This is a genomic window from Salinivibrio sp. MA440 (genome assembly GCF_001996265.1).
GTDB classification, from domain to species: domain Bacteria; phylum Pseudomonadota; class Gammaproteobacteria; order Enterobacterales; family Vibrionaceae; genus Salinivibrio; species Salinivibrio costicola.
In genome coordinates this window covers 38,161-51,613 of the sequence record NZ_MUFI01000002.1, presented here as the reverse complement: position 1 = coordinate 51,613, position 13,453 = coordinate 38,161, and the positions used below count along the sequence as shown (strand labels likewise).

Genomic DNA, 13,453 nt, shown 5'->3' with positions numbered 1-13,453 from the left:
CTCTCCTAATAATAAAAAAAGGCCGCGAAAACGGCCTTTTTGCTAACACAGGGTCAGGGGCTAGATTCTACCGTGACACTGTTTAAATTTCTTCCCTGATCCGCAAGGACAAGGCTCGTTTCGGCCAACTTTTCGCCCATCACGTACCACGGTTTCGTTGCCGCTGTCGTCACGTTCAGCGCTTTCACCATCATCAAACTGGTTTTCAGCCTGCGCATGATTAACCTGTTGCTGACGCGCCGCTTTCTCAGCACGTGCTTGACGTTCAGCTTCCATGCGCTCAACGTCGTCAGGCTGCTGAACACGAACACGACTCAAAGCGGTCACGACATCGGTTTTTAATGCATCTAACATGCCTTCAAACAGCTCAAACGACTCGCGCTTATACTCTTGTTTCGGGTTTTTCTGGGCATAGCCACGCAAATGAATGCCTTGACGCAGATGATCCATCGCCGCCAAATGCTCTTTCCAAAGGGTGTCGAGCGTTTGTAGCATGACCGCCTTCTCAAAGTTACGCAGCGTTTCCGCACCAACGGCTTCTTCTTTACCTTTGTACACCTCAATTAAGGCAGTCAGAATACGTTCACGCAGCAACTCTTCGTAGAGCTTGTCATCTTCATCCAACCATTGTTGAATCGGCAGCTCGATATCAAAATCGGCTTTTAAGCGCTTCTCAAGCCCAGCAATATCCCACATTTCTTCTAACGACTGTGGCGGGATATATTGGTTAACAATGGTATTAACCACGTCTTCGCGGTTGTGCTCAATCATCTCACTGATGTCATTTGAGACGAGCAATGCATCACGCAATTCATAAACCACTTTACGCTGATCGTTGGCGACGTCATCGAACTCAAGCAGCTGCTTACGAATATCAAAGTTACGGCCTTCAACTTTGCGCTGCGCATTCTCAATCGCTTTGTTAACCCAGGGGTGTTCAATCGCTTCCCCTTCAGCCATCCCGAGGCGCTTCATCATATTGGACACCTTCTCTGATGCAAAAATGCGCATCAGTGAGTCGTCCATGGATAGATAAAAACGGGTTGAGCCCGGATCACCTTGACGTCCGGCACGACCACGTAATTGGTTATCAATACGACGCGATTCGTGACGTTCGGTACCAATGATGTGTAAGCCGCCGGCTTCGACCACTTGGTCGTGCAGCTGTTGCCATTTTTCTTTCGCCGCTTCCACTTGGGCATCGGTGGGGTTTTCGACATCACCGAGAACCTGTTTCCAGCTTCCGCCCAGAACAATATCCGTACCACGGCCCGCCATGTTGGTCGCAATGGTGACTGCGCCTGGATAACCGGCTTGCTCCACAATATCCGCTTCGTGCGCGTGGAACTTCGCATTCAGTACCTGGTGCTTAATGCCATCTTTGTTAAGCGCATCAGACAACAGCTCAGACTTTTCAATCGATACCGTGCCCACCAATACAGGCTGACCGGCTTTTGCACGTGCTTTGATGTCTTCAGCAATCGCGACAAACTTTTCTTTCTCGGTCATATAAACCTGATCCGCATGGTCTTTTCGCACCATCGGACGGTTGGTGGGGATCACAACGGTATCGAGTCCATAAATCGACTGGAACTCGAACGCTTCGGTATCAGCGGTCCCGGTCATGCCTGAAAGCTTATCGTAGAGACGGAAAAAGTTCTGGAAGGTAATCGAGGCCAGCGTTTGGTTCTCGTTTTGGATTTTCACCCCTTCCTTGGCTTCTACGGCTTGGTGTAAGCCTTCAGACCAGCGACGACCTGGCATAGTACGGCCAGTGTGCTCATCAACAATAATGATCTCGTCGTCTTTAATGATGTAGTCAACATCACGCTCAAACAAAACATGCGCGCGCAGGGCGGCATTAATGTGATGGATAAGGCTGATGTTGGCGGGCGAATAAAGGGTATCATCCTCTCCCATCAAGCCGTTTTTCTTCAGCAAGTCTTCAACAAACTCTTGACCGTTTTCGGTCATGTAAACCTGCTTCGCCTTTTCATCGACCGTGAAATGGCCATCACCTTGATAATCTTCGGTGTCTTCTTCTGCTTGCTGCTTTAAGCTCGGAATCAAGGCATTAATGCGCTGGTACATTTCGGAGCTATCTTCTGCCGGCCCCGAGATAATTAATGGCGTTCGCGCTTCATCAATTAAGATGGAATCGACCTCATCGACGATAGAGAAGTAGCGATCACGCTGAACGCGGTCTTCGGCGCGAAACGCCATATTGTCACGCAAATAATCAAAACCGAATTCGTTATTCGTGCCGTACAGCACATCGCACGCATAGGCGGCTTTTTTCGCTTCCGGCGGCATATTCGGTACATTGACGCCAACCGTCATCCCTAGAAACTCAAACAAAGGACGGTTGGTTTCAGCATCACGCTCGGCCAAGTAATCATTGACGGTGATAATGTGAACCGACTTGCCGGTTAACGCGTTCAGGTAGGAAGGCAGGGTCGCCGTGAGCGTTTTACCCTCACCGGTACGCATCTCGGCAATTTTGCCGTTATGCAGCACAATCCCACCAATCATCTGCACATCAAAATGGCGCAGACCGAAGACACGCTTCGAGGCTTCTCGTACTGTTGCAAAGGCTTCTGGAATAAGATCATCCAGTTCAGCACCTTGATCTAAGCGCTCGCGGAACTCAACGGTTTTAGCTTTTAGCGCATCGTCGTTCAACGCTTCAAATTGGGGTTCGAGTTTGTTGATTTCATCAACAACTTTTCGCAGCCGACGCAAGGTGCGGTCATTTCGGCTTCCGATAACTTTAGTCAGGACTTTCGATAACATGGCGTTGCCGGTACTCTTTTTAATGGTCTTCCCACATGGGCGGCCGCTACACTGCCACTCTGTTGGCGTGTTTCAGTTCAACGCGGGTTGGCTTAAGCTCATCGATTCAACATGAGATAACAAGGCTTATCTCTTTTAAGTGGAGCCAAATCGGACAGAATTCAAGGGCGATCACGCCGCTTCACAACAATTTCCACGTAACTGATAATGTGATAGACGGAAGGGAAAAAGGTTCTCCCTTATCGCCGTACCCATGCGACACTTACCTGTGAATGATTCGCGCACTGTATATTGTACTCCCCCAGCAATCCCTAATTGATCAAATGGGTTAGCTTACATGCTGGGGTCACGCATGTATGATAAGGTAAAATAGTCTCACATCCTATGACAAATCTAGGACTCAAGGGATCAATTAGCGAAAATTAGACGCTGTGCGCCCGTTCCCACACCGAATTGATGACAAAAAAGGCAGTTATTGTGCTATGAGAGACCATCGTCCTCGCTCAACGCTACACCTGCTAGAGAGCGACTCCAACAACATTGCCCAACGCGCGGTCGAGCTTGCCAAGCTAAACAAGCTGATCTTAGCATTGTTGCCCGGTGAAACCTCAAAGGCATGTCGCGTTGCCAATTATCGTGATGGCGTATTAGTGATTGAAGTAGGTAGCGCCGCTTGGGCCATGCGACTTAACTATGAGCGTCAGCACCTGCTCTCGGTGTTACGCACCAAAGGCCTCGCGAGCTTGACGACCATTGAGGTGAATATTAATCCAGCATTAGCCGCCGCGGACAGAACAGACCACGAGAAGGCTCCTTCTCGTCATCTTAGCCAAGCCTCTGGCGAGTTGCTTCGCGCGTTAGGGGAAGGCGCTTCCCCAACATTAAAAGCACGATTTGAAGCATTGGCTAACCTGGCCCATGATCAAAAAAAGCCAGAGTAAACTCTGGCTTTTTTATCTTAATCGAGTATTTGGTTATGATGCCTAGCGGTTAGGCTTCATACCGCTTTCTGTCAGCGGTCACGCCATCTAGTAGCTTATACGCAAATAGTAGCGTATACGCAAGTAGTAGCTTATGCGCAAGGATATCGCTTAGGCCAATACCATTCCCGGTTCAGCAAATGCCACAGGAGAGGTTTCAGTCTCTTCAAATGTGACCCACTCCCACGCTTCTTGATCGGCCAACACCGCGCGTAACAGCTTGTTGTTTAAGGCATGGCCTGATTTGTAGGCGCGCATTTCACCAAGAATACTGTGTCCACACATGTACAAGTCACCAATGGCATCCAGGACTTTGTGCTTAACCAGTTCATTGTCAAAACGTAGGCCGTCTTCGTTCAAGATGCGATAATCATCCAGAACAATCGCGCAGTCAAAGCTGCCACCCAAACACAAGTTTTGTGACTGCAAGTATTCGATATCACGCATAAAACCGAAGGTTCGCGCGCGGCTCAAGTCTTTAATAAAAGATTGACTTGAGAAGTCGAGCACCAAGTTTTGTTGCTCCGATTCAATCGCCGGATGGTCGAATTCGATGGCAAAGTCGAGACGGAAGCCGTTATAAGGCAACAGTTCCGCCCACTTATCATCGTCTTCAATGCGAACAGGCTTTTTGATACGAATGAATCGTTTTGGCGCATTTTGGACATCGATACCCGCAGACTGCAGCAAGAAAATAAACGGGCTTGAACTGCCATCCATAATCGGGATTTCTGGCGCATTCACTTCGATAATGATGTTATCGATACCCATTCCTGCTATTGCAGCACTGAGATGCTCAACGGTTGAGATGCGAACACCCGCGTCATTCACTAAGGCGGTGCACAGCATGGTATCGCGCACATCCTCAGGGTTGGCCGGAAAATCAACCGGCGGCTCCATGTCAGTGCGACGATAAATCACACCGGTGTTGGCAGGAGCCGGACGCAGAGTAAGCGTAACCTTACGCCCAGAGTGGAGACCCACACCAGTCGTTTGGACCATACTTTTCAATGTTCGCTGTCTAATCATCGGCTTATCTCAACTTTTTCTCAAAAAAGTGTGCTCTGCGTCACTCATTACCCTGTCACCTTAGACAAGGGGAGCGAGATGGTAGCACATCACTGGCTACAAACCAAGCAATTGCGATCAGTCAGCTTGTTTACGCAAAAACGCAGGAATATCGAGATAATCATGCTCAGTCTGCGATTTTGGTGCTGCATTCGATGAAGCAGCTGGCTGCTCTTTCGCCGCTGGGTTTGAACTTGCCGCCTGAGGTTTATCCTGCAAAGGCTGTGCCTTTTTAGGCTCGGCTTTTGCTTGCCCAGACTGTGCATTGGTGACCAAGGTAATGTCTGGCTTACGTTCGTTGCCAATCCCGGTCGCCACCACAGTCACTCGCAGCTCATCGCTCATTTCTGGATCCATCGACGTTCCGATCACCACAGTGGCGTTGTCTGATGCAAATGCTTTGACGGTGTTACCCACAGTCTCGAACTCATCAAGACGCATATCAAAGCCTGCTGTAATGTTGACTAGCACACCACGCGCACCCGCCAAGTCGATGTCTTCAAGAAGTGGGCTAGAAATTGCCATCTCTGCCGCTTCTTCAGCACGATCTTCGCCCGTTGCAACACCACTGCCCATCATTGCGTGTCCCATTTCTGACATCACAGTGCGTACGTCAGCAAAGTCGACGTTAATATGGCCAGGGCGTGTGATCAGTTCTGCAATCCCTTGTACGGCATTGCGTAACACATCGTTCGCCTTCGCAAAGGCATCCAGCAAGGTAATGCCGCGACCTAGCACCTTAAGCAATTTTTCGTTGGGAATCGTAATCAGCGAGTCAACTTGCTTTGACAGCTCTTCGATTCCTTGCTCGGCAAACGCCAGTCGCTTTTTACCTTCGAAGCTGAAAGGTTTGGTGACCACAGCAACGGTCAGAATCCCCATTTCTTTCGCGATTTCCGCGATAACAGGCGCTCCCCCGGTGCCGGTACCACCGCCCATTCCGGCTGCGATAAATACCATATCGGCACCTTCGAGCTCAGCTTTAATCGCATCGCGATCTTCGAGTGCGGAATCACGCCCAACTTGCGGATTTGCCCCCGCGCCAAGTCCTTTGGTGATATCACCGCCAATTTGAATGACCGTGCCGACACTGCTTTTCCGTAGTGCTTGGGCATCCGTATTAATGCTAATAAAGTCAACCCCTTCGATTGACTCACGCACCATATGTTCAACGGCGTTACCACCGCCACCGCCAATGCCGACGACCTTAATCACCGCATCGTCAGACATTTCCATCATCGGTTCAAACATGAGTTCTCTCCGTCCTTCCTGTTCGCATCAGGGTTAAAATTCTTTCTTAAACCAGCTACTCAGCGTCTTAATCCAGCTAGCCACAGCCCGCTTTTGTTCTGGTTCACTCGTTTCTGTCAGCAAGCTTTCTTTACCGTAGTGTAAAAGCCCAACCGCGGTTGCATAGCAAGGCGCTTGTACATAATCAGTCAGTCCCGTGACATTGGCTGGCTGTCCAACACGCACTTGGTTTTGGAACACGCGTTCCGCGCATTCAACCAGCCCGTGCATTTGTGATGCCCCGCCAGTAAGCACTATTCCAGCTGCCATTTGATGTTTCACACCATCGCTACGCAGTTTTTCTTGAATGGCGACTAATTTTTGATTCACCAGTCCCAACAATTCTGAACAACGCGGCTCAATCACTTCAGACAAGGTTTGTCGCTGTAACGTCCGCGACGGGCGTCCACCCACGCTCGGCACATTGACTTTTGCATCCTTATTCACCAACTCACTCAATGCACAGCCATATTTCACTTTAATGTCTTCTGCATCCGCCAGTGGAGTGCCAAAGGCATAGGCTATATCGCTGGTGATCACATTGCCCGCATAAGGAATGACCTCGGCATGCCGAAGTGCGCCGCCGGTCCAAACTGCAAGATCCATGGTGCCGCCGCCAATATCGACCACGCACACGCCGAGCTCTCGTTCATCCGGCGTGATCACCGCATGGCTCGCTGATAGCCCGGAGAAAATCAGTTGATCCACTCTAAGACCACAACGCTCCACGGCTTTCTCAATATTTTTCGCGGTATCATTGTGACATGTGATGAGGTGCACACTGGCTTCCATCCTTACGCCAGATAGGCCGAGCGGATTTTTGATCCCTTCTTGGTAATCGATTTTGTATTCTTGCGGGATCACATGCAGCACGCGCTGCTCATCACTGATTTTGACCGACTTTGCGGTATGAATCACGTTGTCTATATCGTCTTGGGTAACCTCTTCATCCGAAATTGTCCCCATGCCTCTCTCAGTTTGGCAGTGAATGTGCTTTCCTGACAAAGAAAGATAGACAGAACTGATTTGGCAATCGGCCATCATCTCTGCTTCATTCACCGCACGCTGAACAGATTTAACCACAGATTCTAAGTCGTTAACGCCACCCTTATCCATGCCGCGTGATGGGCTGCTGCCCACACCCAGTACGTTGATGGTGCCGTCTGGCAGTACTTCACTGACCAGAGTAGACACTTTGGACGTCCCAATATCGAGCCCAACTATCAGTGACTTATCTGTCGTTTTATTCATTCACACCATCTCTTAATCTTGGCTATTCGCGGGGCCTGTTTCGCTTTTCCAGCCAACGGCCGCGCCCGTGTCATAACGCAAATCTACATAGGCAATTGTTTTATCTTGCGCACTGATCCGCGGGTATAACGCGACCAAGCGAGCAAGCCGTTCTTGCCGGGCTGTCCGCCCTAACTCAATCCGTACGCCATCTCGTGTCACGATACGCCAAGACCGACGTTTATTCAGTGACAGCGCTTGTATCGATAAACCAATTTTCCGCAGTTTCTTTTCCAGTTCACGACTCGTCGCCAGCACTTCTTCAGCTGAGCGGGGTGTGCCGTGTAGCGAAATTAACGATTTGTCAGCCACATCACTGGGTGAACCATCAAAAACCTCACCGCTTGGTGTGAGCAACTTTTGCCCGTTCCAAATCGCACTCGCGCGATATTCAGTGATGTGCACCTTCAAGGTATCCGGCCATTGCTTTCTCACGGCCACATGCTTCACCCAAGGCAGAGCCTCAATGCTGCTCTGGATGCTATCCACATCCTGCAGCATAAAGCTCTTTAACTCGCCCACTGACAACACCGCCTCTCGGACTTGCGTCGCTGTCACGTAAGTCTGGTCGCCTTCGAGCATCAGTTGCGATAAGGGGAGCTGCTGCTCATCACTCATCCAATCAATCACACGAGCTAGACCAAAGAGCATCAGGATAATAACCCCAATTAAAAACGCGAGTGATGCGCTTTTTTGGCGATCCAGCTGCACCATTCCTTGCACTCGTGTAAGGGCATTAACCATGCTCATACCTATCTTATCGCCTTGTGTCGATGCTACTTGACACTCATCGCGAAAAAACCGACTGATTATAGCGATCCCGCGCCAAGCACTCCAACACAGATATGCATTTTCATACATAAGCTGGGATCTATTGCGCGCATTTTGGCTCCTGAACGCGATAAAAATCTATTTTTTGGTCACCAAGAGCGCAATTGCGCGCCGTTTTTACGTTGCCAACTTGTGTTTTATTGTGCCATTTCAGCCTTGTCTAGCTGTTTTGCCGCTAAGTTTTTCGCTACTTTACCAATATCTCCCGCCCCTTGTGTTAAAACCAAGTCATTCGCTTGAATAACATTGGCGAGCGCGGAGGGTAAGGCGTCGGCATTCGGCACAAAAATCGGGTCCAGCTTGCCGCGAGCGCGAATGCTACGACAAAGACTTCTCCCATCGGCTCCCGCAATCGGGGTTTCACCAGCCGCATACACATCTAGCATCAGCAACACGTCGACTTTTTCCAACACATTGGCAAAATCATCATAAAGATCGCGCGTACGACTATAACGATGTGGCTGAAAAATCATAACCAAGCGATGGTTTTGCCAGCCACCGCGTGCGGCTTTAATCGTAACATCCACTTCGCTAGGGTGATGGCCGTAATCGTCCACCAGCAAGGCAGTACCGTCATCGACCGGAAACTCGCCAAGTTGATCGAAACGGCGTCCCGTCCCGGCAAAATTAGCGAGGGCACGTAAAATAGCGTCGTCGTCCACCCCGTCTTCGGTTGCTACCGCAATCGCTGCTGCCGCATTCAGGGCGTTGTGCTGGCCTGGCGTATTCAAGCGAATGGTCAAGGTTTCGCGGCCAGGGCGTGTCACTTTAAAAATGCCACATTGCCCATGTTGCTGGTAATCATGTAAACATACATCCGCATCCTGCGAGAACCCATAGGTGATCACTTGACGACCAATCGACGGAATTAACTCGCGAACCACGGGATCATCAATGCACACCACCGCTAAACCATAGAACGGCAGATTATGGAGAAAGTCGATAAACGTCTGTTGCAGTTTTGCGAAACTACCGCCATAGGTATCCATGTGATCCGCTTCAATATTGGTCACAATGGCGACCATAGGCTGCAAGTGTAAAAACGACGCGTCGCTCTCATCCGCCTCTGCAATCAAATAACGACTGCTTCCCAAACGTGCATTGGTGCCCGCACTTTTTACTAACCCGCCATTCACGAAAGTGGGATCCAGGCCTGCCTCAGAAAAGATCTGCGTTACCATCGCGGTCGTGGTGGTTTTGCCGTGGGTGCCGGCAACGGCAATACCATGCCGGTAGCGCATTAATTCGGCAAGCATTTCTGCCCGTCTGACCACCGGGATCCGTAAAGCTTTTGCCGCTTCAACTTCCGGGTTGTCAGCTTTAATCGCTGTTGATACCACCACCACACTGGCTTGTTCTATATGGCTCGCTTGATGACCGATAAAGATCTGCGCCCCCATGGATGCCAATCGCTCCGTGACGATATTCTGTGCAAGATCCGAGCCGGTTATTTGGTAACCTTCATTAATCAGCACCTCAGCAATACCGCACATGCCTGCACCGCCAATCCCGACAAAATGGATCCGCTTGACCCGGCGCATTTCCGGGATCATGGCGCGAAGTTTTTCCAGCTGCTGATTATCCAATTTACCCATTATCTATTCTCTATGTGTTTGCGTGTGCGGTAATAGCATCCGCAACGCGGGCATCTGCATCAATAATGGCAGCGTCACGCGCCGCCGTCGCCATCGCTAACAGGCGGTGGCGGTCTAACCGATTGATTGTTTCCGCCAGTGACTGGGCGGTCAGTGATGGCTGCTCAATCATTAAAGCCGCACCACGGGAGACTAAGTAATCACCGTTGAGTGCTTGTTGCCTATCTGCATGCATAAAGGGGACAAAAATCGCCCCAACGCCAGCCGCCGCTAATTCAGACACGGTAAGCGCGCCGCTTCGACAAATTACCACATCGGCCCAAGCGTAAGCCTCGGCTACGTCATCAATAAATTCGCTCACATCAACATCGACCATTCCGGCGTGTTGATAAGCGGAAAGCGTCTTTTCCGCATTATTTTTTCCGGCTTGATGACGCACCGTCACCGACTGTTCTAGCCGTGGCATTGCCTCAGGCACCGTTTGATTGAGGATACGTGCGCCTTGACTGCCCCCCATCACCAAAATACGTAGTGCACCTTGACGGTCTGCGAATCGTTGCGCGGGATCCGGGAGGTCACACACGTCTCGACGTACGGGATTCCCAACCACCGGCTGCCCATCAAACGCGCCCGGGAAGGCTTGCAACACTTGCTTGGCAACTTTGGCTAACCACTGATTGGTCAGCCCCGCCACGGCATTTTGCTCATGGAGGATCACTGGCACACCACTTAACCAAGCGGCGATTCCGCCTGGGCCACTGACATAACCGCCCATGCCCAACACCGCATCGGGTTTGACACGTTTAATCACTTGGCGTGCCTGCCAAATGGCACTGACAATCATCCAAGGGGCTCGTAGCTTGCGCATCAGTCCGGATCCAATCAAGCCTTTGACACGAATAAATGCGATCTCGATACCATATTTGGGAACGAGTTCGGCTTCCATGCGATCAGCGGTACCGAGCCAACAGATTTCCCATCCCTGCTTTTCTAAAAACTTGGCGACCGCAAGGCCGGGAAATACATGACCACCGGTCCCGCCTGCCATCACTAATAATCGTTTTTTAGTCATGTTTATGATCTTTACCTTGATAAGGGGTTTTTTGGTGCGCTTGAGACGTCGCTAAGCGGTATTCGTGATCAATGCGCAGTAACAAGGCCACCGCGACTGCCATAATCACCAAGCTCGATCCCCCGTAGCTGATCAGTGGCAAGGTTAACCCTTTGGTCGGCAACATGCCCGCCGCCGCACCGACATTCACCAGGGTTTGAAAGGCAAACCAAATGCCAATGCCAAAGGCTAAAAAACCACCGAATAACTGGTTTTGCGCCAGACAGTGCTTTCCAATGAAAAGCGCTTTGAATACGAGGAAAAAAATAAGACACAGAATCACACTTACACCCACGAGTCCGAGTTCCTCGGCAATGACCGCAAAGACAAAGTCAGTGTGCGCCTCCGGTAAATACTCTAACTTTTGAATCGAATTCCCTAGTCCTTGGCCAAACCAGCCGCCACGTCCAAATGCCATCAGAGATTGCGTCAGCTGGTAGCCGCTGCCAAACGGGTCTTGCCAAGGATCTAAAAACGCAGTGACTCGCCGCACTCGATAGGGTTCAGCAATGATTAAGCCCGCGACCAAGGTCAGGCCCGTCATCAACAAGGCGATAAACTGCCACAATTTTGCCCCAGCCATAAACAACATGCCCACGGTGGTCACAAACATCACCACCACTGAGCCTAAATCTGGTTGAATCAGCAACAACCCCGCAAACAGCAGCAACACAGCCAGCGGCTTGGCAAAACCACGGAAATGTTCACGGACTTCACCATGGCGGCGCACCAGATACCCGGCTAAAAAGACAAATAAAGATAACTTGGCAATCTCCGCCGGTTGGATATTGATCCCCGCGATAGAAATCCATCGTACCGCGCCATTGACCGAACGACCCACCACCAACACCGCCAGCAAGAGAATCGATGAGATCAATAACATGTAGCCACTGTAGCGCTGCCAAAGTTTGACAGGGATATACATCACCGCCACCGCCGCCAACATGGCAACCAGCAAATAAAAGGCATGGCGTTTGGCAAACAAAAAGGGGGCATCCGCCAGTCGTAATCCAACCGGGAGCGAGGCTGAGGTGACCATGACAAGGCCAATAACCATTAGGAGCAGAGACGTCCACACCAATTGGCGATCGTACAGTACCCCCGGCGATGGCGTTCGGATCCACTGCCAACAATATTTGGGGAATGCACGCACTGCTGTCATAACGGCCTCGCGATAACAGATTCTACGCCGGCAACAAACGCCTGACCACGAGCGGCAAAGTTAGTAAATTGATCCAAACTTGCACACGCTGGCGACAGCAATACCATGTCGCCTTTCGTTGCAGCCATTGCCGCGGCATCGATGGCGTGTTGCAGGGTATCAAAGCACTGTGCCGACGCGTCCAGTGCGGCTAATTGAGCTTGATCTTTACCAAAACAGTAAAGCCTGACAGGTAACTTGGCGAGTGCAGGCTGCAACACACTAAAGTCGGCGCCTTTACCCTCTCCGCCTACTAACAAGTGTAAGTAACCGCTCACTTCAAGACCATCAAGCGCCGCTAACGTACTGGCAACATTGGTGGCTTTGGAGTCATTCACCCAGATCACACCTTGGTGCTCAGCGACTTTTTGACAACGATGTGCCAGTCCAGTGTAAGTGCGCAGCGCGGTGATTTGAGCGGGCTGGCTCACCCCGACACTATCAGCCAATGCCATGGCCGCGAGGCTGTTTGCTACATTATGGCGACCAACAAGGCTCAGTGAGGACACCGGTAGCACAGGCTTTCCTTGCGCCGATAACCACGCTTGCCCATCGTCAGTGCACAAACAGTAATCGCCCTGGCTAAAGCCAAACAAACACATGTCGGCATCAATCTGTGTCTGTGCATCATCTGCATTGCCGATCAAGGTAGTTGCATGGGTAAAAATACGACATTTCGCCGCCCGATAATCCGCCAAGCTTTGATACCTGTCCATGTGATCTTCTGAGAAGTTCAAGAAGGCGGCGCCTTGAAGGGTCAATGACTTAGTGGTTTCCAATTGAAAGCTGGACAGCTCTAACACATAGAGGTCGTGGCCTTTGTCGAGCAAATCCAGTGCCGCCACGCCGATATTACCGCCCACGCCCACATTAATGCCGTCAGCTTTCGCCATTTCTCCCACCAGCGCCGTGACCGTACTTTTGCCATTTGAACCGGTAATCGCCACTGCGGGCTTATCGCAGTACCAAGCGAAGAGTTCAATATCACCAACAATGGGCGTGCCCGCGGCATGAACAGGCGCCAAGACGGGGGTGGCAAGCGAGATACCAGGATTAATCACCACCAAGTCAGCTGACGCCAGCCATGCCGAATGCCAACTTCCCGTATGTCGTGCGACCGTCTCTGGCAGCTGCGCCTCTCCAGGAGGGGATTGGCGCGAATCCATCACGCGGATCATGGCGTCAGGATGATAGCGAGCAATAAAGTTCACCACTGAGAGGCCGGTGATCCCCAGCCCCATCACCACGATATGCTTAAACTCGGTTAATGTGCGGTGGCCTGGTTGCGTCATGG

10 protein-coding genes are annotated in these 13,453 nt (G+C 50.9%); 1 reads left to right on the top strand and 9 read right to left on the bottom strand.

The window, feature by feature from the left end; genetic code table 11:
• Window positions 1-60: 60 nt before the first annotated feature.
• Entirely contained in the window at window positions 61-2,793 is a 2,733-nt protein-coding gene (secA, locus tag BZG80_RS00870; RefSeq protein WP_021022612.1) for a preprotein translocase subunit SecA, read from the bottom strand.
• A gap of 482 nt (window positions 2,794-3,275) precedes the next feature.
• On the opposite strand from secA, the gene BZG80_RS00865 reads away from it, so the two are divergent.
• A complete protein-coding gene (locus BZG80_RS00865; protein ID WP_021022613.1) occupies window positions 3,276-3,734 on the top strand; it encodes a DUF721 domain-containing protein in 459 nt (152 codons plus the stop codon).
• Window positions 3,735-3,884: 150 nt separating this feature from the next.
• Here the strand turns inward: BZG80_RS00865 and lpxC are convergent, their stop codons facing one another.
• From lpxC to murD, 8 genes are all read right to left on the bottom strand, one after another.
• On the bottom strand, window positions 3,885-4,802 hold the full coding sequence (gene lpxC, locus BZG80_RS00860; RefSeq protein WP_025744297.1) for a UDP-3-O-acyl-N-acetylglucosamine deacetylase: 918 nt from the start codon (window positions 4,800-4,802) through the stop codon (window positions 3,885-3,887).
• Window positions 4,803-4,919: 117 nt separating this feature from the next.
• Window positions 4,920-6,092 (bottom strand): cell division protein FtsZ, encoded by a 1,173-nt coding sequence (gene ftsZ / locus BZG80_RS00855; RefSeq protein WP_021022615.1) that lies wholly within the window; start codon window positions 6,090-6,092, stop codon window positions 4,920-4,922.
• Window positions 6,093-6,125: 33 nt separating this feature from the next.
• The gene (gene ftsA, locus BZG80_RS00850; RefSeq protein WP_077459858.1) at window positions 6,126-7,382 is read right to left on the bottom strand and encodes a cell division protein FtsA; all 1,257 of its coding nucleotides are present in this window, start codon (window positions 7,380-7,382) and stop codon (window positions 6,126-6,128) included.
• Window positions 7,383-7,394: 12 nt separating this feature from the next.
• Complete coding sequence (locus tag BZG80_RS00845; protein WP_198532910.1) at window positions 7,395-8,165, bottom strand: cell division protein FtsQ/DivIB; 771 nt, start codon at window positions 8,163-8,165, stop codon at window positions 7,395-7,397.
• Between the two features lie 224 nt (window positions 8,166-8,389).
• Window positions 8,390-9,847: a UDP-N-acetylmuramate--L-alanine ligase gene (murC, locus tag BZG80_RS00840; protein ID WP_077459859.1), complete on the bottom strand. Its 1,458-nt coding sequence runs from the start codon at window positions 9,845-9,847 to the stop codon at window positions 8,390-8,392.
• 10 nt (window positions 9,848-9,857) lie between these two features.
• Window positions 9,858-10,919, bottom strand: a complete 1,062-nt coding sequence (murG, locus tag BZG80_RS00835) for an undecaprenyldiphospho-muramoylpentapeptide beta-N-acetylglucosaminyltransferase (RefSeq protein WP_021022619.1) — start codon at window positions 10,917-10,919, stop codon at window positions 9,858-9,860.
• Complete coding sequence (ftsW, locus tag BZG80_RS00830; RefSeq protein WP_077678561.1) at window positions 10,912-12,120, bottom strand: cell division protein FtsW; 1,209 nt, start codon at window positions 12,118-12,120, stop codon at window positions 10,912-10,914. Before ftsW ends, murG begins: the two co-directional genes overlap by 8 nt.
• Window positions 12,117-13,451 (bottom strand): UDP-N-acetylmuramoyl-L-alanine--D-glutamate ligase, encoded by a 1,335-nt coding sequence (gene murD, locus BZG80_RS00825; protein ID WP_077678560.1) that lies wholly within the window; start codon window positions 13,449-13,451, stop codon window positions 12,117-12,119. The genes ftsW and murD overlap by 4 nt, the downstream gene beginning before the upstream one ends.
• Window positions 13,452-13,453 lie beyond the last annotated feature (2 nt).

What these genes read in the sequence shown, in the direction of transcription:
- secA (WP_021022612.1), bottom strand. Translation starts at nt 2,793, where the DNA reads ATGTTATCGAAAGTCCTGACTAAAGTTATCGGAAGCCGAAATGACCGC.
- BZG80_RS00865 (WP_021022613.1), top strand. Translation starts at nt 3,276, where the DNA reads ATGAGAGACCATCGTCCTCGCTCAACGCTACACCTGCTAGAGAGCGAC.
- lpxC (WP_025744297.1), bottom strand. Translation starts at nt 4,802, where the DNA reads ATGATTAGACAGCGAACATTGAAAAGTATGGTCCAAACGACTGGTGTG.
- ftsZ (WP_021022615.1), bottom strand. Translation starts at nt 6,092, where the DNA reads ATGTTTGAACCGATGATGGAAATGTCTGACGATGCGGTGATTAAGGTC.
- ftsA (WP_077459858.1), bottom strand. Translation starts at nt 7,382, where the DNA reads ATGAATAAAACGACAGATAAGTCACTGATAGTTGGGCTCGATATTGGG.
- BZG80_RS00845 (WP_198532910.1), bottom strand. Translation starts at nt 8,165, where the DNA reads ATGGTTAATGCCCTTACACGAGTGCAAGGAATGGTGCAGCTGGATCGC.
- murC (WP_077459859.1), bottom strand. Translation starts at nt 9,847, where the DNA reads ATGGGTAAATTGGATAATCAGCAGCTGGAAAAACTTCGCGCCATGATC.
- murG (WP_021022619.1), bottom strand. Translation starts at nt 10,919, where the DNA reads ATGACTAAAAAACGATTATTAGTGATGGCAGGCGGGACCGGTGGTCAT.
- ftsW (WP_077678561.1), bottom strand. Translation starts at nt 12,120, where the DNA reads ATGACAGCAGTGCGTGCATTCCCCAAATATTGTTGGCAGTGGATCCGA.
- murD (WP_077678560.1), bottom strand. Translation starts at nt 13,451, where the DNA reads ATGACGCAACCAGGCCACCGCACATTAACCGAGTTTAAGCATATCGTG.